Here is a 21089-nt window from a genome sequence, read left to right on the forward strand (position 1 = left end):
AATAACTATCGACTAATTAACACAAAGGTATTGACAAATTTTAAAATCAGTGATAATTTAAAAACATAAGATTAGCACTCGATAGGGTAGAGTGCTAATAAAAATGACAAGTTTTACAAATTACAAAATTTAGGCTTTCTATAACTAATTGAGGTGGTATGTATGATGTTAAATGATAGAAAGCTTAAAATCCTACAGGCAATAATTCACAGCTATATTACAAATGCTGAGCCAGTAGGGTCAAGAACTATTGCGAAAAAATATAATCTGGGAGTTAGTTCAGCAACTATACGAAATGAAATGTCAGATTTAGAGGAATTGGGCTATTTATTACAGCCTCATACTTCAGCGGGAAGAATACCATCTGATAAAGCATACAGACTATATGTGGACAATTTGATGCAGATAAAGAAAATTACAGAAGAAGAAAGAAAAAAAATAAAACTGGGCTTACTTAAAGAAATAAGAGAAATAGAACAAGTTATACAAAATGCAGCTAAGATTTTATCTAAACTTACAAATTATACATCTTTAGCAATTGCTCCTCAAATCAAAAGAAGTAAATTAAAGAGAATACAGCTAATACCTATAGATGAACATAAAGTATTAGTTGTTATGGTTACAGATACAGGAATAGTTAAAAATACAGTATTCAGAATTGAAAATGGCATAAAAGAGGAACAATTAGAAAAAATCACTAATTATCTAAATAGCAGATTAAAAGGATGTTCAATAGAAGATATAAGTAAGAATATTGAAACAGAGCTTGTAAAAGAGATGTATAGTTTAAAAAATACGATAAAAGATATTTTACCATTAATAAACCAATCAATAGATGGTATGTATGAGGTAGATTTGTTTGCAGATGGTGTAACTAACATATTTAATTTTCCAGAGTATAATGATATTGCGAAAGCAAAAAGCTTTATATCATTTATAGAAAATAAGGAATCTGTAGTTGATATGCTTTTAAAGAGTGGATTCCATGACATTGAGATTACTATTGGTAGTGAAAACTGTTATGAAGCAGTAAGTAACTGTAGTTTGATTACTGCAACATACAGCTTAAATGGCAAAACAATAGGAAAAATAGGTGTAATTGGACCTACAAGAATGGATTATTCAAAAGTGGTTTCTGTTGTCAAATCAATAGCTTTTGATTTAAATGAGATTTTGAAAAACTATTTTACATTATAAGGGTGTGAGATTTTATCTTGCACCCAATGTATTGAATAGAATATATATTTATGAATATTGAAAAGAGGTGAAATATATGGAAAAAGATCAGCATGAACAAGAAGTTACAAAAGAACAGGTACATAATGAAGAAAAAGATACGGAAAATGAAGAAAAAGATGCTAATGATGTTAGAGAAGAATCAAAAGAAGATAATATAGATGAAATAAAAGCAAAGCTAGAAGGTAAAATGAAAGAATTAGAAGAATTAAATAATAGATTTTTAAGATTGCAAGCAGACTTTTTAAATTATAAAAAAAGAGTAGAAAAAGAGAAAGAATCAATATATGCTTATGCATCTGAAGAGTTAATATGTCAAGTATTACCTGTGATAGACAATTTGGAAAGAGCATTAGATTCAGTTAATGATAGACAGAAAGAAGATAGTTTTTATAAAGGTGTAGAAATGGTTTACAAACAATTACTAGATATACTTAAAAAGAGTGGTTTAGAAGAGATAAAGGCGATAGGCGAGAAATTTGACCCTAATCTACATCATGGAGTTGCACAAGAAGAATCAAGTGAACATGAAGAAGATACAATAATAGAGGTATACCAAAAAGGATATAAATTAAAAGATAAAGTCATTAGACCAAGTATGGTAAAAATATCAAAATAACTTGAAAGGGAGGAGAAGACTATGGGTAAAATAATAGGTATCGATTTAGGTACAACAAACTCCTGTGTTGCTGTTATTGAAGGAGGAGAGCCTGTAGTTATACCAAATGCTGAAGGAAATAGAACTACACCTTCAATTGTAGCTTTTACAAAAAATGGAGAAAGACTAGTTGGTGAAACTGCAAAAAGACAAGCAATTACAAATCCAGATAGAACAATAATTTCAATAAAGAGACATATGGGTACAGATCATAAAGTAAATATTGATGGAAAAGAGTATACACCTCAAGATATTTCTGCTATGATTCTTCAAAAACTTAAAGCAGATGCTGAAAGTTATCTTGGAGAGCCAGTTACAGATGCAGTAATAACTGTTCCTGCATATTTTACAGACAGTCAAAGACAAGCAACAAAAGATGCAGGTAGAATAGCAGGTTTAAATGTAAGAAGAATTATAAACGAACCAACAGCTGCATCACTTGCGTATGGTTTAGATAAAGGTGATGAACAGCAAAAAATATTAGTATTTGACTTAGGTGGAGGTACATTTGACGTATCAATATTAGAAATTGGAGATGGAGTATTTGAAGTTATTGCAACAAGTGGTAACAACCATCTAGGTGGAGATGATTTTGACCAAGCAATTATAGATTATCTAGCAGAAGAATTCAAAAAAGAACACGGAATAGATTTAAGAAATGATAAAATGGCTCTACAAAGATTAAAAGAAGCAGCAGAAAAAGCTAAAAAAGAATTATCAAGTGTTATGACAACAAATATAAATCTTCCATTTATTACCGCTACACAAGATGGTCCTAAACATTTAAATATGGATTTAACAAGAGCTAAGTTTGAAGAATTAACAGCTCATCTTGTAGAAAAAACTATAGAACCTACTAAGAGAGCATTAGCTGATGCTAATTTATCACCATCAGATATAGATAAAGTTATTTTAGTAGGTGGTTCAACAAGAATACCAGCTGTTCAAAGAGCTATTAAGAATTTAATTGGTAAAGAACCTCATAAGGGAATAAATCCTGATGAATGTGTAGCTATTGGTGCAGCGATTCAGGCAGGAGTTTTAAGTGGAGAAGTTAAAGACTTATTATTACTTGATGTAACTCCACTATCACTAGGTATCGAAACTTTAGGTGGGGTATTTACTAAACTAATAGAAAGAAATACAACAATACCTACTAAGAAGAGTCAAATATTCTCAACTGCAGCAGATAATCAGACAGCTGTTGACATTCATGTTTTACAAGGTGAAAGACCAATGGCTAAAGACAATACAACATTAGGTAGATTCCAATTAACTGGTATACCTCCAGCACCAAGAGGAGTACCACAAATAGAGGTTACTTTCGATATAGATGCAAATGGTATAGTTCATGTTTCAGCAAAAGATTTAGGAACAGGTAAAGAGCAAAAAATTACTATAACAGCATCAACAAACTTAACTGAAGAAGAAATACAAAGGAAGATAAAAGAAGCTGAAAAGTATGCAGAAGAAGATAAGAAGAAAAAAGAAGCTGTTGAAGTAAGAAATAATGCTGATTCAATGGTATATCAAACAGAGAAAATATTAAACGAACTAGGAGATAAAGTAAGTGAAGATGAAAAGTCTAAAGTTAAAGCTAAATTAGATGAATTAAAGAAAGCATTGGAAGGCGATAATATAGAAGAAATTAAGAAGAAAACTGAGGAATTAACTAACGAATTCCATGCATTATCACAAAAAATGTATCAGCAGGCATCACAGCAATATGGAGCTCAGGCTGGGCAGCAAGAAAATAACCAACAAAATGGAAAGAAAGATGAAAATGTAGTTGATGCTGACTATGAAGTTGTAGATGATGATAAATAAATAAACCAAAGCTAAATCCTCTGGATTTAGCTTTGGTTTTTGATGTTGAAAGGTGGTGAAAGAATGAGCAAGAGAGATTACTACGAAATATTAGGTGTTAGCAAAAATGCATCGGAGCAAGAAATCAAGAAAGCATATAGAAAATTAGCCAAAAAATATCATCCAGACCTAAATCCAGGGGATAAAGAAGCTGAACAAAAATTTAAAGAAATAAATGAAGCTTATGAAGTATTAAGCGACTCAGAAAAAAGAGCGAGATACGATAGATTTGGTCATGCAGGTGTAAATGGTAATGCAGCAGGAGGATTTGGTCAAGGTTTTGGTGGTTTTGAAGGCTTTGGTGGATTTGGTGATATATTTGATGATATTTTTGAAGCTTTTGGTGGAGGTTTTTCACGAAGAAGAAAAGCAGGACCTAAAAGAGGTGCTGATTTAAAATATACACTAGATTTAGAATTCGAAGAAGCAGCTTTTGGTGTTGAAAAGGAAATAAAGATAAGACGAACAGAGAACTGTTCGGTATGTCATGGGACAGGTGCTAAACCAGGTACTAATAAAATAACTTGTCCGAAGTGTAATGGTACAGGAGAAATAAGATACGCTCACAATACACCTTTTGGTCAGTTTGTGAATGTAAGAACTTGTGATAGATGTCATGGAACAGGAGAAATTGTAGAAGTACCATGTTCAAATTGTGGAGGAACTGGTAAAGAACGCCGTTTGAAAAAAATAAATATAAAAATACCGGCAGGGGTAGATACAGGTTCAGTGATACCTCTCAGAGGAGAAGGAGAGCCAGGTGAAAAAGGTGGTCCTCCAGGGGATTTATATGTTTATATAAATGTGTTACCTCATGAAATTTTTGAACGTGAAGGAAATGATGTTATTTGTGAAATACCAATTACTTTTGTACAGGCAGCATTAGGAGCTACTATTGAAGTTCCAACACTTGATGGAAAAGTAAGATATAATATACCAGAAGGAACACAAACAGGTACAATTTTTAGATTGAAAAATAAAGGTATTCCATATATCAGAGGTAACGGTAGAGGAGACCAGTATGTTAAGGTGAAAGTACAAGTACCAAAGAAATTAAACGAGAAGCAAAAACAGATTTTAAGAGAGTTTGCAAAGGCTACTGGTGATACTGTTCATGAACATAAAAAAGGATTTTTCGATAAAGTAAAAGATGCTTTCGGAGGTTAAAATCACTCCATATTCAGTGGAGTGATTTACTTTTGTATTTTTGCTGGTTTTTTTTAGTTTAATAGGGTATAATAAAGTGGAAATAAAGAAGATTAAATAATAAAGGATGTGGGGCTAAAATGAAGTGGATTGAGGTCCAGATTAAAACCACTACGGAAGCAGTTGAGGTTGTATCGAATATTTTATATGAAGCTGGAGTAGGTGGGTTAGTCATTGAAGATCCCAATGATTTAGTATTCCAAAACAAAAATGAAGGAGATTGGGATTATATAGACCCTACTTTAGTGGAACAGAACTTTGAAGGAGTAATTGTTAAAGGATATTTACCAGAAAGTGAAGATTTAATAGACAAAATAGAGCTAATAAAACAGAATGTTGAAAAAATACCGCAATACAATTTGGACAAGGGGTTAGGAGAAGTTACAACATCAGAAGTTTATGAAAAAGACTGGGCCAATTCATGGAAAAAGTATTATAAACCAAAGAAAATAGGAGAGAAAATAGTTGTTAAACCTTCATGGGAAAACTACGAGAAGAAGCCAGAAGATATCGTAATAGAGCTTGACCCTGGTATGGCTTTTGGTACAGGAACTCATGAAACAACTATAATGTGCATAAAACAATTAGAAAAATATGTTCATCAGCATGATATAGTCTTTGATATAGGTTGTGGTACTGGTATATTGTCAATTGCAGCTGCTAAGCTTGGAGCAATAAGTACTATAGGAATAGATTTAGATGAAGTATCTGTTAAAGTAGCTAAAGAAAATGTTAGGAAAAATGGAGTTGCTAACACTGTTCAGATTAGAAAAGGCAATCTCTTGGATGTAGTTGACGGAAGGGCTAATGTTATTGTTGCTAATATAATTGCTGAAGTTATTGTAAAGCTTGCAGAAGTTGTTCCTAAATTCTTGTTAGAGGATGGAGTTTTTATAGCTTCTGGAATAATATTAGATAAAATAAATGATGTTAAAGCTGCTTTAGATAAGAATGGTTTAGAAGTAATTGATGAAATGAAAATGGGAGAATGGGCATGTCTAGTATCTAGATTTAAAGAGGGATCAGAGGATGCATAAATTCTTTGTAGATAAAAAAGACATTGTAGAAAATAAAATAATTATTAAAGGTGAAGATGTCAAACATATAAAAAATGTATTAAGGCTAGATATTGGTGAAATTATAAATGTATCAAACTGTGAAGGTGAAGAATATCTAGCAGAGATAACGGAAATAGAAAAAGATTATGTAGTAGCAGTTATCAAAGAAGAGTTTGAATCGAAAAGTGAACCTCCAATACAGATTATACTTTATCAAGGATTACCAAAATCTTCGAAGATGGATTTGATTATTCAAAAGGCAACTGAATTAGGGGTTGTTGAAATAGTACCATTAATAACAAAAAGAACAGTAGTTAAGGTTGAAGGTGAAAAAAAGGAATTAAAAAAACTAGAAAGATGGAAGCGCATTGCAAAAGAGGCGTCTAAACAGTGTAAAAGAGGGATTATACCTGTTGTTAATAAGATAATGACCTTTAATGAGATGATTAATAGATTGAAAGATGAAGAATTTATTTTAGTTCCTTATGAAAATGAATTGAAAATTGGACTAAAAGATATATTAAGAACTTATAAAAAAGGTAAAATTAATATAATAATAGGGCCAGAAGGTGGTTTTGAAGAAGAAGAAATAGAAAAACTAAAAGGAATTAATTCTCATATAATTTCTTTGGGACCTAGAATTTTAAGAACAGAAACTGCAGGATTTACTACTATATCCGTAGTTATGTATGAGCTTGGAGATTTAGGAGTGATTTAGATGAAAACCGTTGCCTTTTATACTTTGGGCTGTAAAGTTAATCAGTATGAAACAGAAGCAATGGCTGAGCTTTTTCAAAAAAATGGCTATACTGTTGTGAATGCCGAAGATAAAGCAGATGTTTATGTTATAAATACTTGCACAGTTACAAATCTTGGTGATAGGAAGTCAAGACAATTTATAAGAAGGGCAAAGAGAATAAATAGAGAAGCTGTTGTAGCTGTTGTTGGATGTTATGTGCAAGTTTCACCTGATGAAGTATTTAAAATTGAAGATGTAGATTTAGTTATTGGTACAAGTGACAAGAATAAAATAGTAAAGCTATGTGAAGAGGTTAAAGAAAAGAATAAACGCATGAAAATTGTTGAAGATATAATGAAAGTAAGAGAATTTGAAGAAATGTCTATAGATGAAGTGAAAGGTAAAACTAGAGCTTTTATAAAAATACAGGAAGGATGTAATCAATATTGCTCATATTGCATAATACCTTATGCAAGAGGTCCTGTAAGAAGCAGAAATTTAGGAAATATTATAAAAGAAGTAGAAAAGCTTAGTCGAAGAGGCTTTAAAGAGATTGTTTTAACAGGAATACATGTAGCATCATATGGAAAAGATTTAGGTGATATGAGATTAATAGATGTTATTGAAGCTATACACGATATTAATGGTATAGAAAGAATAAGATTAAGTTCATTAGAGCCTACAATAATAACAGAAGATTTTATGAACAGACTAAGTAAACTTCCGAAAGTATGCGACCATTTTCACTTATCACTGCAAAGTGGAAGTAATACAGTATTAAAAAGAATGAACAGAAAATATACAACTGAAGAGTATTTAAGTATTGTTAAGCTTATAAGAAAATATATGCCTGATGTAGGCTTGACGACCGATATAATAGTGGGATTTCCAGGCGAAACGGATGAGGAGTTTGAAGAAACATATAATTTTGTCAAAGAAGTAGGTTTTTCAAGAATTCATGTTTTTAAATACTCTCCAAGAGAAGGTACACCTGCGGCAAAATTTAAAAATCAAGTAGATGGTACAGTCAAAACAGAACGAAGCAGAAAATTAATAGAACTAGGTGAAAAACTTAATAAGACTTTTAATGAAAGATTTGTAGGTAAAATAATGGATGTTTTATTTGAAGAAGAAGTTAAAGGACAACCTGGACTAATGGAAGGATATACGACAAATTATATTCGAGTTGAGGCTAAAGGAGATATTTCAATTGAAGGGAAAATACTGCCTGTTAAAATGAATAGAATATCAGGTGAAAATTTAATAGGTGAAATTGTAAACAAATAGAGGATTTTTAACAATATTGTTGAATATATAATTAAGGCAGTAAGGAGGTGAACAGAGTGTCTGATTGTATCTTTTGTAAGATAGTTAATGGAGAAATTCCTAGCAAGAAAGTATATGAAGATGATAAAGTGTTAGCATTTGAAGATATTGATCCTCAAGCACCTGTTCATATACTAGTAATACCAAAAGAGCATATACCTTCAATTAAAGATATAAACGAAGATAATATAGAGGTTATAAGTCATATACATTTGGTTATAAAAAGATTAGCAAAAGAAAAAGGAATAGATCAAGATGGGTTTAGGATAGTGAATAACTGTGGTGAAAAGGGAGGACAGACTGTAGGTCATTTGCATTACCATTTATTAGGTGGAAGACACTTAATGTGGCCTCCAGGTTAAAATATTTGTTGCATAAAACTGCTATTTAATGTATAATAATCTAGTGCCGAATTCTACTTACTGCGTTGTTACTTAGGAACTGTAGCAGTGGGAGAGGGGAGGGAAGAAGCAGATGACACAGGTAAGAGTTAAAGAGAACGAATCACTAGATAGTGCTCTTAGAAGATTTAAAAGACAATGTGCTATCGCTGGCGTTCTTTCTGAAGTGAGAAAGAGAGAACATTATGAAAAGCCTAGCGTAAGACGTAAAAAGAAAGCTGAAGCAGCTAGAAGAAAAAATAAGAAAAGAAGATAAGAGGTGATTCAATGTCCTTTAAGGAGAGGTTAATGGCAGATTTAAAAGCCTCTATGAAAAACAAGGATAAGATCCGCAAGGATGTTATTACAATGGTAAGAGCTGCTATTAAACAAAAAGAAGTAGATGAAAGAATTGAATTAAGTGATGAGGATATTATAGAACTTATCGCTAAACAGGTTAAGCAAAAGAAAGATGCTTTAAAGGACTTTGAAAAAGGTGGAAGACAAGACCTTGTAGAACTTACCCAAAAAGAAATTGACATATTAATGGAATATCTGCCTGAGCAACTTTCAGAAGATGAAATTGATGAAATAGTTAAAGCTGCTATAGAAGAAATCGGCGCTAGTACTATGAAAGACATGGGAAAAGTAATGTCTTATGTAATGCCAAAAGTAAAAGGTAGAGCTGATGGAAGCTTAGTTAATAAGATTGTTAGACAATATTTAAAATAGATTAAAAACCTGGATACTTAAGTATCCAGGTTTTTTGTATGAAAAAATTAAGAATAGTTAACATGAATGTTAAGGAATATTAAAATAGGAAAAACGAAATAAAAAAGGATTTATTTAACATAAATAGAATAAAGTTATTAATAAATAAAAGCTATAATTATCTATTTTGTTTTTTAAATTTAATTTTTATAATAACTTAACAGAACTAATTTATATGCTAGGGGGATTAAGATGAAAAGAGTAATTACTATAATCTTATGTTTAATGCTGTTATTATCATTAAATGGATGTACTTCTGCAAAAGATAGTTCAAATGTAAAAAATAAAGAAATAACAATACTTATAGACAGTAATTCGTATCACGATTTAAAGTTTAATGCACCTGTTTTTAATGCGTATAAACAGAAGTTTGAGAGAGAAAAAGGAATAAAAGTAAATTTTGATGTGATAGATGTAAAAAATAAGGAATATGAAAACAAATTGAGATCTAAATTATATTTAAAAGACGGACCTACTCTAATATATGTATCTCCATGGTCTTTTTGTGGTTCTTTAATAAAAACAGGAATAGCTTTAAAAGTAGATGATAAATTAAAAAACTACGCAAAGATATATGATAGCATTAAGGATGAAAACAAATGTTTTATTCCAATAAGTATGTATCATTATCCTATAGCATTGAATAGAAAGGTTTTTAAAAAGTTGGGGATAGAAGAACCAGGATTAGATTGGACTAGAGAAGATTATTTTAGAATAAGAGAAAAATGGTTAACTGAAGAGCCTCAGAATTTCACACCATATTTGTTTAGAGAACTCATGTGGAATATTATGGAGGAATTGGAAGTATACGATTCTAAAAATAATAAAGTTAATATTGATAAATCAAAAGTAATAGGATACATAAAGAAATTGAAAGATGAGCTGCATTCTGGTAAGTATATTCTAAAGGACAGTTATACATTTGAAAATTATTATAGAATGTTTTATGAGATAGAATCAAAAGAATATAAGGAAGCAAAAGAAATGACTTTATATAATGATACAGATAGTATAAGAAGACAATTTTACTATAGAAATGCATTGAATTCCCTTGGAAATAGTGTTGAAATGGATATTGGTGAACATATTGTTTTACCACAGGTTGTTGATGAATTTAAAAAATTAGTATTATGGGGATTTATTGTTAATAGAAATGGAAAAAATATTGATTTAGGTTTAGAGTTCTTAAATTGGCTGTTGAGTGATGAAGTACAGTTAGAGATATTCAAAAAGAAGCGTGATTATCCTGTAAATAAAGATATAGAAGATGAAATCGAGAAAATAGAAAAAGATAATAATATAAATGAGAAATCTATTGCTTTAAGAAAATATTTATTAACTAAGATAAAAAATGGAGACTATAAGTCATTAAAAAATTATAGCGATAAGTATTTAGTTATAAGATCAGAATTGACTAATAATATAATAAAGTTTGTTTTTGCAGATAAAGATTATACAGATGAAGAGATAACTGAAGAAATGAAAAAATTAGAAGACAAATTAAATATGTGGTTAAATGAGTAAGAATTAAAGATAAATTAATTAATCGTTAAAGAAGGGAGAATAACAATGGTGAAAGCAGGATTAGTATTAGAAGGCGGTGGAATGAGAGGTTGTTATACTTCAGGAGTTTTAGATTTTTTCATGGAAAAGGATTTATATTTCCCTTATATTATAGGAGTTTCTGCGGGGGCATGTAATGCCTCGTCTTATATTTCAAGGCAAAAAGGTAGAAGTATAAAGATTAATCTTGATTATGCTAAGGATGATAGATATATAAGCTATAAAAATTTAATAACAAAAGGAAGTATTTTTGGTATGGATTTTATATTCAATGAAATACCAAATAAACTTATACCATTTGATTTTGAAACTTTTAATAAAGCAAAAGAAAAATTTATTATAGTAGCTACTGATTGCAAAACTGGACAACCTGTATATTTTGATAAAGACGAATGTGAAGATGTGATTAAAGCTATCAAGGCTTCTAGTAGTTTACCATTTGTAGCTCCAATTGTTGAAATGGAAGGGAAATTTTTATTAGATGGAGGAATAGCAGATCCTCTTCCTATAAAAAAGTCAATAGAAGATGGAAATAAAAAGAATGTGATTGTTCTAACCAGAAATAGAGGATATAGAAAAAGTCCTTTTAAGTTGAAAAAATTATTAAAGATTATATATTCTGAATATCCTGGGATAATAGATGCAATGCTTAATAGATATAAAATATATAATAATACACTTGAATATATTGAAAAATTAGAATCAGAAAAAAAGGTTTTTGTAATTAGACCCACTAAAGATATGAAAGTAGATAGAATTGAAAGAGATGTAAATAAACTAAAAGAATTATATGAGATGGGATATGAGGATGCAAGAAGATGTTATGACGAAATGATGGACTGGATTTGTGACAAATAGAAAATCTAAGAATTAAAACAATATTTAAGAGGTGGGTTTTTGTGAAAAGAATTATATTTATACTTTTATCTGTATTATTGTTTTTAGTTAGCTGTACAGACGAAACTACACCAAAACTTGAACAAAATGCACAGAAAGAAATAACAATATTAATACAAGAGCCAATCAATCCAATCATAGAAAGCTATAAATTCAAATTCGAAAAATCAAAGGGTGTAAAAGTTAAATTCGATATAATAGATGCAAATACATTAGTTGACTACATAAAAAAACTAAACATAAAGCTGTATTTAAAGAATGGCCCAACTCTTATCTATTTACCTCAGTTGATTTTTTATCACAACTATATAGAAAGCGGTGCTGCATTAGAAGTTACAGATAAAATTACTAATCTTGAAAAGATATACGATAGTTTAAAAGAAGAAAAAGTTTACTATGTTCCTATTGGGATGTGCTATGTTGCGAAAATATTAAATAAAAGCATATTAGATGAAATAAATGTTAAAGAACCTAATCTTGACTGGACTAAAGATGATTACTTAAAGATTAAAGAAAAATGGTTATCTAAGAAGCCAAGATATTTTACCTTTGTAGATTACAATGAAATTGTTAAAGGACCTTTATATAATCTAAAAATAATAGACAAAGATAATAAGATTAATATAAATAACTCAAAAATTAAAGAATTTATAAAAAATACAAGAGAAAAAATATTTTCAGGCAAATATATTTTAAAAGATTATTCTTATGAAAATTACTACAAGATTTTTATAGAAGGTATAAATACAATAGAATATCAAAGAGCTTTAAGATTTTTTAAACTTGTAGATAAAGAAATTCTAGTTCAGATTTTAAGAATAAATGCATTAGAAACAAAACGAGTAAGTGAAATGATAGATAAAGATGATGTAGTAATACTTCCAGAAGTAATTAACGAAAAAAACAATTTTTTTACCTGGGGTTTTATAGTAAATAAGAATGGTAAAAACACAGATTTAGGGATAGAGTTTATTAATGGTTTATTAAGTGATGAAGTACAGCTTTCTATGTATAGTAATGGTAAATTGTTTGGAGGGTTTTATCCGGTAAATAAAAACATTGAAACTGAAATAGATAAAATAGATGCGAATTATAATTATAACAAGAAAGCTGTAGAGCTGAAAAAATTTATATTAGAAAAAATAAAAAAGGGTGAAATAAAACCTCGTAATTGTAAGAATAGAATACACCAAGAACTCTATGATATGCTTCATAGAGATTTATTTGAATTTATCTTTGCAGATAATCCTTATACAGATGAAGAGTTGAGTAGGGAACTACAGAAATTAGAGGATAAATATAATATGTGGTTAAATGAATAAAGATTACACGTATTTTTGTAACACATATGAAATTATTATAATTTACTAAAAATGTGAGAGAACTAGAACTTGACAATAAAAGAATTTCTTTTCTTAAATGAGGTGATCGGATGAAAAAAGCTGTATCAATTGTCTTATTTATTTTATTATCTATTTCAATAGTTGGCTGTTCAATAAAAACGGACAAAGAAGTAAATAGAAAGGAAATGAAAGAAATCAGCATTATAATTAGAGATAAATATTTTAAAAATACCAAGATGATGCTAGAAAAATACAAATATAAATTTGAAAGAGAAAAAGGAATCAAAGTAAAATATGAGGTAATAACTGCAAGTAATTATGATGACTACATTAAAAAAGTTAATATAAAATTGCATGAGAAAGAAGGTCCGACACTAATATTTATCACTAGTGGTGAAAACTATTTAAATTTTATAGAAAGAGGAATAGCACTAGATGTTAAAAATAAAATACCAAATTTTGAAAAAGTTTATGAAAGTCTTAAAGTAAATAACAATTTTATTGTACCTTTTGGTATGTATTCAAGCCCTATAGCTTTAAACAGAAATGTATTAAAGGAATTAAATATTCAAGAACCTTCTCTTGATTGGACAAGGCAGGATTATTTAGAAATAAAAGAAAAATGGTTGTCACAAGAACCAAGATATTTTACAAGTGAAATGTATAAAGAATTGATTTGGAGTGTGTTAGATGATTTAGAAATTATAGATGCAGAAAATAATAAAGTTAATGTTAATAACAAAAAGGTTATCGAATATATAAAAAGTTTAAGAAATGAAATCTTCTCTGGTAAATATATTTTAAATAAAAATTATACATATGAAAATTATTATAAAATGTTTTTTCTTAAGGATTCAGAAGAATACAAAGAAGCAATGAAATTGCAGAAATATTTTGATAGTCAAAACTTAAGAAGAGTTTATTATATGAAAGATGCATTAAAATCATTAAAAAATGATATTGATATGGATATAAACGATATTATTGTTTTACCTCAAGTTTTATATGATGAAATGTTTGTTCAAGTTAATGGATTTATAGTAAATAAAAACGGGAAAAATATTCAGCTTGGACTTGAATTTTTAAATTATTTACTAAATGATGAAAATCAATTAGAAATGTACAGGACTAAAAGCAATCCTTATCCAGTAAACAAAGAAATAGAAGAAAAAATTGAAGAAATAGAGAAGGCTAATGATGTCAATGAAAAATCTGTAGAATTGCGAAAATATATCTTAGAGCAATTAAAAAATGGAAGATATAAACCATTTAAACATCAAAAAAGAATTTATTATGATATAAAGAAGTCGATAATATCTGAATTTACGAAATTTATCTTTGCAGATGAACCTTATACAGATGAAGAGTTAAGTAGAGAATTACAGAAATTAGAGGATAAATTAAATATGTGGCTAAATGAATAATTTATCATAAGTATTATTATGCAATAACAAAGGGGTAATTTATTAGATGATGATTATATCGATTATAGTTTTTTTCGTATTTTTATTTATTTTAACAATGATAATTAAGTTACAAAAACAAGTATATTTTGGAGTTATTGCAATCTTTTTGTTTTTAATCATTGGGCTAATATATTTAGAAAGTAATACTGTATCTATAAAAAGCTTTTTAAAAGGAAAGCAGTGTATAGAACAATCTAACCAAAGATATATTGAAGATTTTATGTTTATTTATAAAAGTATTAAAGAAGGATATTCATATCTAGAAGAAAAACAGGAAAAGTATGGATTCGATTGGGAAGATTTGAAAAATGAGACATTAGAAGAAGTTATGTCTTGTAAAGATGATAAAACATTTTTTAGAATTATTACTAAATTTTTAGCAAATTTACATGATGGTCACACATATGTCATGCAACCTTTAAATTCAGTTAAAGCTTTACCAATAATCATCGAAAAAATACAGGATAAATTTGTAGTAAGTAAAACATATTTTGATAAGTATCCTAAAATTAAGAAAGGATATGAAGTTGTATCAATTAATGGTATAAAATTAAAAGAAATAATTGAAACATCTGAAAAGTATATTACAGGTTCAACTGAAAGACAAGCTGAAAAGAAAAGGCTGATACATATCTATGAAACTTTGAATTTCTTTATCGAAAAGAATATTGATTATACTAAGAAAGCAAAACTGCTTTTAAAAGATGTGAGCGGAAATTTGATCGAAGTGAAAGTGGAATGGATTAGTTATAGTGATTATTACAAATTATATTTAGGAGATGTACCTAAACTTGAGGTTAAATGGTTAGATGAGGATAAAAAAATAGCTTATCTGGCTATTAGATCATTTGCAGTAGAAGGTAATAATGAATTTCTTGAATTTATTGATAAAGTGTTTAAGGATTATAGTGAAATGAAAGGTTTTGTTATAGACATTAGAAGTAATCAAGGTGGTTTGAGTTACTTTCCAAATTATTTAATTAGGTATTTAATAGACAGTCCAATAGCGGATTTAAAATATAGATTTAAATTATCCCAAGCTTTTCATAAACTTTATTATATGGGTAGTGTTTTTAATGGAGTAGAAGGTTATACCGAATGGATAGATGATGGTTTAATAAAACCTAAGTCGAATAACGTAGCAGATATACCCAAGATATTACTTATAGATGAGCTTACATTTAGTGCTGCAGATAGACTAGCTTCAATTATAGCTGATTATGAAATAGCAACGATAGTTGGAGAAAATGGTACAGGTGGGGGAAGTGGAGAGCCGATAAGAACAAAACTTCCTAATACTAGGTGGTATTTTTCATATTCAGCAATGCAAATAAAACGTAAAAATGAAGCTTTAATAGAAGGAAATGGAGTAGAGCCGAATATTCTCGTTAAAAGAAATTTTGATGATTTTATAGAGAATCAAGATACAGTTTTAAAAAAAGCTATTGAAATAATTGAAAACGAAATTGAATATTAAAGTATTTAGGATTATTAAGGTGGGGGTATGAAGATGAAAAGAGTAATTGCTATGCTTTTATGTTTAATACTATTATTATCGGCAAATGGATGTACTACTGTAAAGGATAGTACAAATGTCGATAATCAAGGTAATAAAGGTAAGGAAATTACAATATTAATAGATAATTATTTCTATTCTAAAATTAAATTTGCATTTAATACTTTAGATTTATATAAACGTAAATTTGAAAGAGAAAAAGGAGTAAAGGTAAATTTTGATGTGATAGATATAAGTGATTATGAAAAATACCAGAAAAAGTTAAATTCAAAATTATATTTAAAAGATGGACCTGCGTTAATATATGTTTCAATATGGGATTTTTATAAACCTTTAACTGAAAAAGGTATTGCTTTAAAAGTAAAAGATAAATTAAAAAATTATGAAAAGATATATGACAGTGTTAAAGATGAAGAAGGTTTTTTTGTACCAATAGGTATGTATCATTATCCTATAACTTTGAATAGAAAGGTATTTGAACAATTAGGGATAGAAGAACCAGGTTTAGATTGGACTAGAGAAGATTATTTTAATATCAGAGAAAAATGGTTAACAAATGAGCCAAGAAATTTTACATCGATTTTATATAAAGAGCTTGTGGCAAATATTATGGAAGAGTTGGATATATATGATATTAAAAACAATAAAGTTAATATTAATAACTCTAGAGTTATAGAATACATAAAGAATTTGAGGGATGAAATACATTCTGGTAAATATATTTTGAAAAATAACTATACATTTGAAAATTATTATAAAATGCTATTTGTGAAAGAATCAGAGGAATATAAGGAAGCAAATGAATCGTATTGGTATAATGACACTGACAATTTAAGAAGGAGATTTTATGATAAAAATGCAATGAAGTCTCTTCGTATTGGTGTTGATATGGATATTGATGATTATATTATATTACCGCAGGTGATTTATGAATTAGAAAAACTTAGAGTATGGGGATTTATTGTAAACAAAAATGGGAAAAATGTTGATTTAGGTTTAGAATTTATAGATGGTTTATTAAGTGATGAAGTTCAGCTAGAAATGTTTAGAGAAAAGTATGATTATTCTTATCCTGTAAATAAAGATATAGAAGAAAAAATTGAGGAAATAGAAAAAGCTAACTATGTAAATGAAAAAGCAGTTGCATTAAGGAAGTATATACTAACAAGAATAAAGAATGGTGCTTATAAGTCATCAAATGAATATGGTAAGATGTATAAAATTATAAAGGAAGAATTACAAAGTTTATATTTGCAGATGAACCTTATTCAGATGAAGCGTTGAGTAGAGAATTACAGAGATTAGAAGATAAATTAAATATGTGGTTGAATGAGTAATCAGTTGATATTTAAAAATTAGGAGAGTGGCTTACTTGTATAAAAATTTAAAAAGATTGAGTTTTGCAATAATGATATTATTAATAATTGGTATTTATATAAATATAAATAAAAACGCTAACATGATGAGCTTTCAAGATGATGCAAAAAGTGAAATTACTATAGTTGTTTGGAATAAAGTACTAGAAACAGAAATTCCTAGCTTTATAAGTATATTAGATTATTACATACCTAAATTTAAAGAAGAGAATAATGTGGAAGTTAGATATGAAATTGTATATGCAAATACTTATGAGGATTATATAAGAAAAAGAAATTTAAAATTGTATCAAAAAAATGGACCTACTTTAATACCGATTGTACGAAATGAGATAAATGAAAAAATATTGGAACGATATGTGAAAAGTGGAGTAGCATTAGAACTTACAGATAAAATATCTTATTTGAGTAAGATATACGATGGTCTAAAAGAAGAAAAAGTTTATTATGTACCCATTGGGATGTCATATACTGCTATGGTGCTTAATAAAAACTTGTTAGATGAATTAGTAATAGAAGAACCTAATTTTGATTGGACAAAGGAAGATTATCTAAGCATTAAAGAGAGGTGGCTTTCTTTAGAACCTAGGCATTTTACAAAGAGAGATTATATTGATATCGTAAAAGGACCATTGTATGAACTAAAGTTAATAGATGATAATAATAGGATAAAATTAAATACTTTAGAGGTTAAGAATTTTATAAAAAATGCTAGAAGTAAGATATTTTCAGATAGTTATATATTAAACAAGGATTTCTCATATGAGGATTACTATAAAATTTTTGTTGAAGGTATAGTTACGCCTGAATGGGAAAAAGCGATGAGATTTTATAAAGGTATAGAAAGAGAATGTTTAGTTTTAACATTAGGGGTAAATATTTTTGAAACGCAGCAAATAAGTGAAAAAATAGACAAAGGAAACGTATCAATTCTTCCAGAAGTAATAAAAGGAAACAATATTTTTTATACATGGGGTTTTATAGTAAATAAACATGGTAAAAACGTAGAAAAAGGCATTGAATTTGTTAATGGATTATTAAATGATGATATTCAGTTTTTAATGTATAATGATGGAGCACTAACTGGTGGTTTTTATCCGGTGAACAAAGACATACAAAATAAAATAGAAAAGTTGGATATTAAATATAGTTACAACGAAAAGGCTGTTAAATTGAAAATGTATATATTATATAGGTTGAGAAAATGTAATATAAAACCCTATTCTCTTGATACTATAGCGCAAAGAGAACTTTATGATATGATTCATAAAGATTTATTTAAATTTATATTTACTGATGAACCTTATTCAGATGAAAAGCTAAGTAGAGAGTTGCAGAAATTAGAAGATAAATTAAATATGTGGTTAAATGAATAAAGCTTACATTATTTCTCATTCAAATGAAACCAAAACCATTAGAAATAATTTGCTATCATTACATAAAGATATAGAGTAGTATAATGAGAAGAGCGATAGAGAGTGCTGTAAAAATAAGAGAATTTGTTTGTTTTAAATAAAGTAAAACAGTCCGTATCTAAAAGGACTGTTTTTATTTAAATGAATAAGCAACTTATCATATTTTTGTCTTAAGTGATTCTTCTAGTATTTCTTTTGCTTTATTTGAATAATTATAAGCTTCTTTATAATTTTCTTCCAAAGAGTATAGTTCAGATAAATAAGTATATACATCATAAAGCTTATTATATTTTTTACTTTCTATTGCCAGTTTTTCAGCTTCAAATAGATATTTTTTTGCTTTTTCAATTTTATTAGTTGAAAGATAAGCTTTGCCTAGATTTTTAAAAAAGTCAGCTTTATCATTTATTGAAACTACTTCTATATCAATCTTCTCTGCATATTCTATAGCTTTTGAGTAAGCGCCTTCTTTGACTAAACTTCCAAAAATACTTATTCTTATGTCATTTATTTTTATATTATCATTAATACTTTCGAAATATTTTATAGCAGTATTTAAAATTGACCTACCTTTTTCGTAATTACCATACAAGATGTAAAAATTCCCTAAATTCTTCTGACAAGAAGCTTTATAATGAGAATGCTCTAGAAAATCGAAAAACTTTAAAGCCTTTTTAGTATGATATATAGCTTTAGATAAATTGTTTTGAAATTTATAAACTAACCCTAAAAGCATATGTATTTCTCCTGTATTATAAAAACATTTATTTGATTCTGAAATTTCTAGAGTATATGAAAGCGCAGTAATAGCTTCAATATGTTTTTCTTGTTTAGCTAGTGCATATCCTAAAGAGTAATATAATTTTATTTCAAAAAGTACATCATATATATTGGATTTTTCATAATAGTCCAATGCTATCTTTACACTTTCTTCTGTTTCTTTATGATCATCATTTTTGTGATATATATAACTTAAGTCAAAGTAAGATTTTGCCAAATAATAATAGTTTTTATGTTTTTTTAAAATATCTATACAGTCATGAATATATTTTTTAGCTTTAGCTAATTTTCCTACATTTTTATAACAGTTAGATAAAATATAGAGTATTCTGCCATAGTAAATATCATATGTATTTATTAACGAGTTAGCAATAATATTTTCAATATAATTGATGCATTTATCATATTCTTTGTTTTTTAATAAAAATGAAGAATGTTCGAAAATTACTTCTGTATTACTTCTTTCTTTATGATTTATATTAACTAAACTTTCTAAGAAGTAAGAAATCGGTTTGTCTAGTCTTTTAGCTAAGTATTCTAAAGTTTTTATAGAAGGTTTAGCTATATCATTTTCTATTTTACTAAGCATATTTCTAGTTATAAAATCTCCAGCCACTTCTTTCTGTGTAAGATTTTTTTCTAATCGTGCTTTTTTTATTTTTTGTCCAAGACTAAGATTATTCATATAAGATTGACACCACCTATAAGTGAATTAAATTCACTTTCATTATATCAAAGCATGTGAGTAAGTGCAATTTTATTCTTAATAAATTAATCCAACTATATATTTTAAAAATTAATAGTAATTTCAATACTGTCATAATATGTCGAACGAAAATTGTTGACTTTCATTAAGAAGAATGCAAAAATAAAAGTGAATAAAATTTACATTAAGTGAAATATATTACTTATTAGGGGGGGAGAGACAAAATGAAAAACCTTTTAAGAAAAGTGATAATATTTGTTTTTATGAATGTAATTATTTTAATAAATTCAATTATTTTTTATCCAGAAGTTGCGATGTGCGACGATGAGTGGCCTGTATACCCAAATGTGAGAATAGAGAAAAGTGTATCAAACGTAAATTTGTAAATTTAAGTTATAAATAATTGAAATAATAAACTATGTCAAATAAAACATTATACAATAAAATTCATATAAATAACAAATGATTACAAAAGTAATAATTATCTATTTCTTTTTAGTATAAAAATTTATTAGTCTATGATGTCATGGTGGACTTAAGTCAATATTTTGGACATAAAAAAGGTTAAAATTTAAGAAGCAGGTTTAAATCCTCAAATTATTTTAGAGTTATATATTTTATACTGTCAGGTATCTTTATTATTAAACTAAATGAGTTTATTGTTTTACTAACAAAAAATAACATTATGTAGTCAATAAAGCATTTCTGTTTTTGTAATAACAATGTTTGTTACTGCAAGGATAATCATATACGTTTTTTTGTGAAAGGAGGGAAGATTATAATGGAA

General features: G+C 28.0%; 19 protein-coding genes. 18 read left to right on the plus strand and 1 reads right to left on the minus strand.

The features are described 5' to 3' along the window. Positions 1–165 precede the first annotated feature (165 nt). The 17 genes from hrcA to BFN48_RS02670 all read left to right on the plus strand — a co-directional run bounded on the left by hrcA (position 166) and on the right by BFN48_RS02670 (position 18777). Entirely contained in the window at positions 166–1197 is a 1032-nt protein-coding gene (hrcA, locus tag BFN48_RS02590) for a heat-inducible transcriptional repressor HrcA (RefSeq protein WP_242863196.1), read from the plus strand. A gap of 76 nt (positions 1198–1273) precedes the next feature. Beyond that, positions 1274–1855, plus strand: a complete 582-nt coding sequence (gene grpE, locus BFN48_RS02595) for a nucleotide exchange factor GrpE (RefSeq protein WP_069649302.1) — start codon at positions 1274–1276, stop codon at positions 1853–1855. Positions 1856–1876: 21 nt separating this feature from the next. Further along, the gene (gene dnaK / locus BFN48_RS02600) at positions 1877–3721 is read left to right on the plus strand and encodes a molecular chaperone DnaK (protein ID WP_069649303.1); all 1845 of its coding nucleotides are present in this window, start codon (positions 1877–1879) and stop codon (positions 3719–3721) included. A 63-nt stretch (positions 3722–3784) separates the two neighbouring features. Continuing rightward, positions 3785–4927 (plus strand): molecular chaperone DnaJ, encoded by a 1143-nt coding sequence (gene dnaJ, locus BFN48_RS02605; protein ID WP_069649304.1) that lies wholly within the window; start codon positions 3785–3787, stop codon positions 4925–4927. Between the two features lie 119 nt (positions 4928–5046). Then, positions 5047–6003, plus strand: coding sequence for a 50S ribosomal protein L11 methyltransferase (gene prmA, locus BFN48_RS02610; RefSeq protein WP_069649305.1), 957 nt, complete (start codon positions 5047–5049; stop codon positions 6001–6003). Next, positions 5996–6742 carry a 16S rRNA (uracil(1498)-N(3))-methyltransferase gene (locus tag BFN48_RS02615; protein WP_069649306.1) on the plus strand — a complete coding sequence of 249 codons (747 nt, stop codon included), beginning with the start codon at positions 5996–5998 and terminating at the stop codon, positions 6740–6742. Before prmA ends, BFN48_RS02615 begins: the two co-directional genes overlap by 8 nt. Next, a complete protein-coding gene (gene mtaB / locus BFN48_RS02620) occupies positions 6743–8050 on the plus strand; it encodes a tRNA (N(6)-L-threonylcarbamoyladenosine(37)-C(2))-methylthiotransferase MtaB (RefSeq protein WP_069649307.1) in 1308 nt (435 codons plus the stop codon). Positions 8051–8106: 56 nt separating this feature from the next. Next, positions 8107–8451 (plus strand): histidine triad nucleotide-binding protein, encoded by a 345-nt coding sequence (locus BFN48_RS02625; protein WP_069649308.1) that lies wholly within the window; start codon positions 8107–8109, stop codon positions 8449–8451. 112 nt (positions 8452–8563) lie between these two features. After that, entirely contained in the window at positions 8564–8746 is a 183-nt protein-coding gene (gene rpsU, locus BFN48_RS02630) for a 30S ribosomal protein S21 (RefSeq protein ID WP_035161487.1), read from the plus strand. Between the two features lie 11 nt (positions 8747–8757). Beyond that, on the plus strand, positions 8758–9201 hold the full coding sequence (locus BFN48_RS02635; protein ID WP_069649309.1) for a GatB/YqeY domain-containing protein: 444 nt from the start codon (positions 8758–8760) through the stop codon (positions 9199–9201). 231 nt (positions 9202–9432) lie between these two features. Then, positions 9433–10764 carry an ABC transporter substrate-binding protein gene (locus BFN48_RS02640; RefSeq protein ID WP_069649310.1) on the plus strand — a complete coding sequence of 444 codons (1332 nt, stop codon included), beginning with the start codon at positions 9433–9435 and terminating at the stop codon, positions 10762–10764. Positions 10765–10809: 45 nt separating this feature from the next. Continuing rightward, on the plus strand, positions 10810–11661 hold the full coding sequence (locus BFN48_RS02645; protein ID WP_069649311.1) for a patatin-like phospholipase family protein: 852 nt from the start codon (positions 10810–10812) through the stop codon (positions 11659–11661). Positions 11662–11702: 41 nt separating this feature from the next. Next, positions 11703–13022, plus strand: a complete 1320-nt coding sequence (locus BFN48_RS02650; RefSeq protein WP_069649312.1) for an ABC transporter substrate-binding protein — start codon at positions 11703–11705, stop codon at positions 13020–13022. A gap of 110 nt (positions 13023–13132) precedes the next feature. Continuing rightward, positions 13133–14467, plus strand: coding sequence for an extracellular solute-binding protein (locus BFN48_RS02655; RefSeq protein WP_069649313.1), 1335 nt, complete (start codon positions 13133–13135; stop codon positions 14465–14467). A gap of 97 nt (positions 14468–14564) precedes the next feature. Beyond that, positions 14565–15986 (plus strand): S41 family peptidase, encoded by a 1422-nt coding sequence (locus BFN48_RS02660; RefSeq protein WP_176718795.1) that lies wholly within the window; start codon positions 14565–14567, stop codon positions 15984–15986. Positions 15987–16019: 33 nt separating this feature from the next. Continuing rightward, complete coding sequence (locus tag BFN48_RS02665; RefSeq protein WP_069649315.1) at positions 16020–17309, plus strand: extracellular solute-binding protein; 1290 nt, start codon at positions 16020–16022, stop codon at positions 17307–17309. Between the two features lie 88 nt (positions 17310–17397). Then, entirely contained in the window at positions 17398–18777 is a 1380-nt protein-coding gene (locus BFN48_RS02670; RefSeq protein ID WP_069649316.1) for an extracellular solute-binding protein, read from the plus strand. A gap of 196 nt (positions 18778–18973) precedes the next feature. On the opposite strand, the gene BFN48_RS02675 is transcribed toward BFN48_RS02670, so the two are convergent. Continuing rightward, positions 18974–20281, minus strand: coding sequence for a helix-turn-helix domain-containing protein (locus BFN48_RS02675; RefSeq protein WP_069649317.1), 1308 nt, complete (start codon positions 20279–20281; stop codon positions 18974–18976). A 245-nt stretch (positions 20282–20526) separates the two neighbouring features. Here BFN48_RS02675 and BFN48_RS12345 point away from each other — a divergent pair, with 245 nt between their 5' ends. After that, a complete protein-coding gene (locus BFN48_RS12345) occupies positions 20527–20688 on the plus strand; it encodes a hypothetical protein (RefSeq protein ID WP_176718796.1) in 162 nt (53 codons plus the stop codon). The last annotated feature ends 401 nt before the right edge of the window (positions 20689–21089 follow it).

Source organism: Caloranaerobacter ferrireducens (assembly GCF_001730685.1).
Taxonomy (GTDB): Bacteria; Bacillota; Clostridia; order Tissierellales; family Thermohalobacteraceae; genus Caloranaerobacter; species Caloranaerobacter ferrireducens.

Coding starts and splice junctions, on each gene's coding strand:
- mtaB (WP_069649307.1), top strand. CDS start 6,743: ATGAAAACCGTTGCCTTTTATACTTTGGGCTGTAAAGTTAATCAGTAT.
- BFN48_RS12345 (WP_176718796.1), top strand. CDS start 20,527: ATGAAAAACCTTTTAAGAAAAGTGATAATATTTGTTTTTATGAATGTA.
- hrcA (WP_242863196.1), top strand. CDS start 166: ATGTTAAATGATAGAAAGCTTAAAATCCTACAGGCAATAATTCACAGC.
- BFN48_RS02645 (WP_069649311.1), top strand. CDS start 10,810: ATGGTGAAAGCAGGATTAGTATTAGAAGGCGGTGGAATGAGAGGTTGT.
- BFN48_RS02675 (WP_069649317.1), bottom strand. CDS start 20,281: ATGAATAATCTTAGTCTTGGACAAAAAATAAAAAAAGCACGATTAGAA.
- BFN48_RS02615 (WP_069649306.1), top strand. CDS start 5,996: ATGCATAAATTCTTTGTAGATAAAAAAGACATTGTAGAAAATAAAATA.
- BFN48_RS02635 (WP_069649309.1), top strand. CDS start 8,758: ATGTCCTTTAAGGAGAGGTTAATGGCAGATTTAAAAGCCTCTATGAAA.
- BFN48_RS02660 (WP_176718795.1), top strand. CDS start 14,565: ATGATAATTAAGTTACAAAAACAAGTATATTTTGGAGTTATTGCAATC.
- dnaJ (WP_069649304.1), top strand. CDS start 3,785: ATGAGCAAGAGAGATTACTACGAAATATTAGGTGTTAGCAAAAATGCA.
- BFN48_RS02640 (WP_069649310.1), top strand. CDS start 9,433: ATGAAAAGAGTAATTACTATAATCTTATGTTTAATGCTGTTATTATCA.
- grpE (WP_069649302.1), top strand. CDS start 1,274: ATGGAAAAAGATCAGCATGAACAAGAAGTTACAAAAGAACAGGTACAT.
- prmA (WP_069649305.1), top strand. CDS start 5,047: ATGAAGTGGATTGAGGTCCAGATTAAAACCACTACGGAAGCAGTTGAG.
- BFN48_RS02655 (WP_069649313.1), top strand. CDS start 13,133: ATGAAAAAAGCTGTATCAATTGTCTTATTTATTTTATTATCTATTTCA.
- rpsU (WP_035161487.1), top strand. CDS start 8,564: ATGACACAGGTAAGAGTTAAAGAGAACGAATCACTAGATAGTGCTCTT.
- BFN48_RS02665 (WP_069649315.1), top strand. CDS start 16,020: ATGAAAAGAGTAATTGCTATGCTTTTATGTTTAATACTATTATTATCG.
- dnaK (WP_069649303.1), top strand. CDS start 1,877: ATGGGTAAAATAATAGGTATCGATTTAGGTACAACAAACTCCTGTGTT.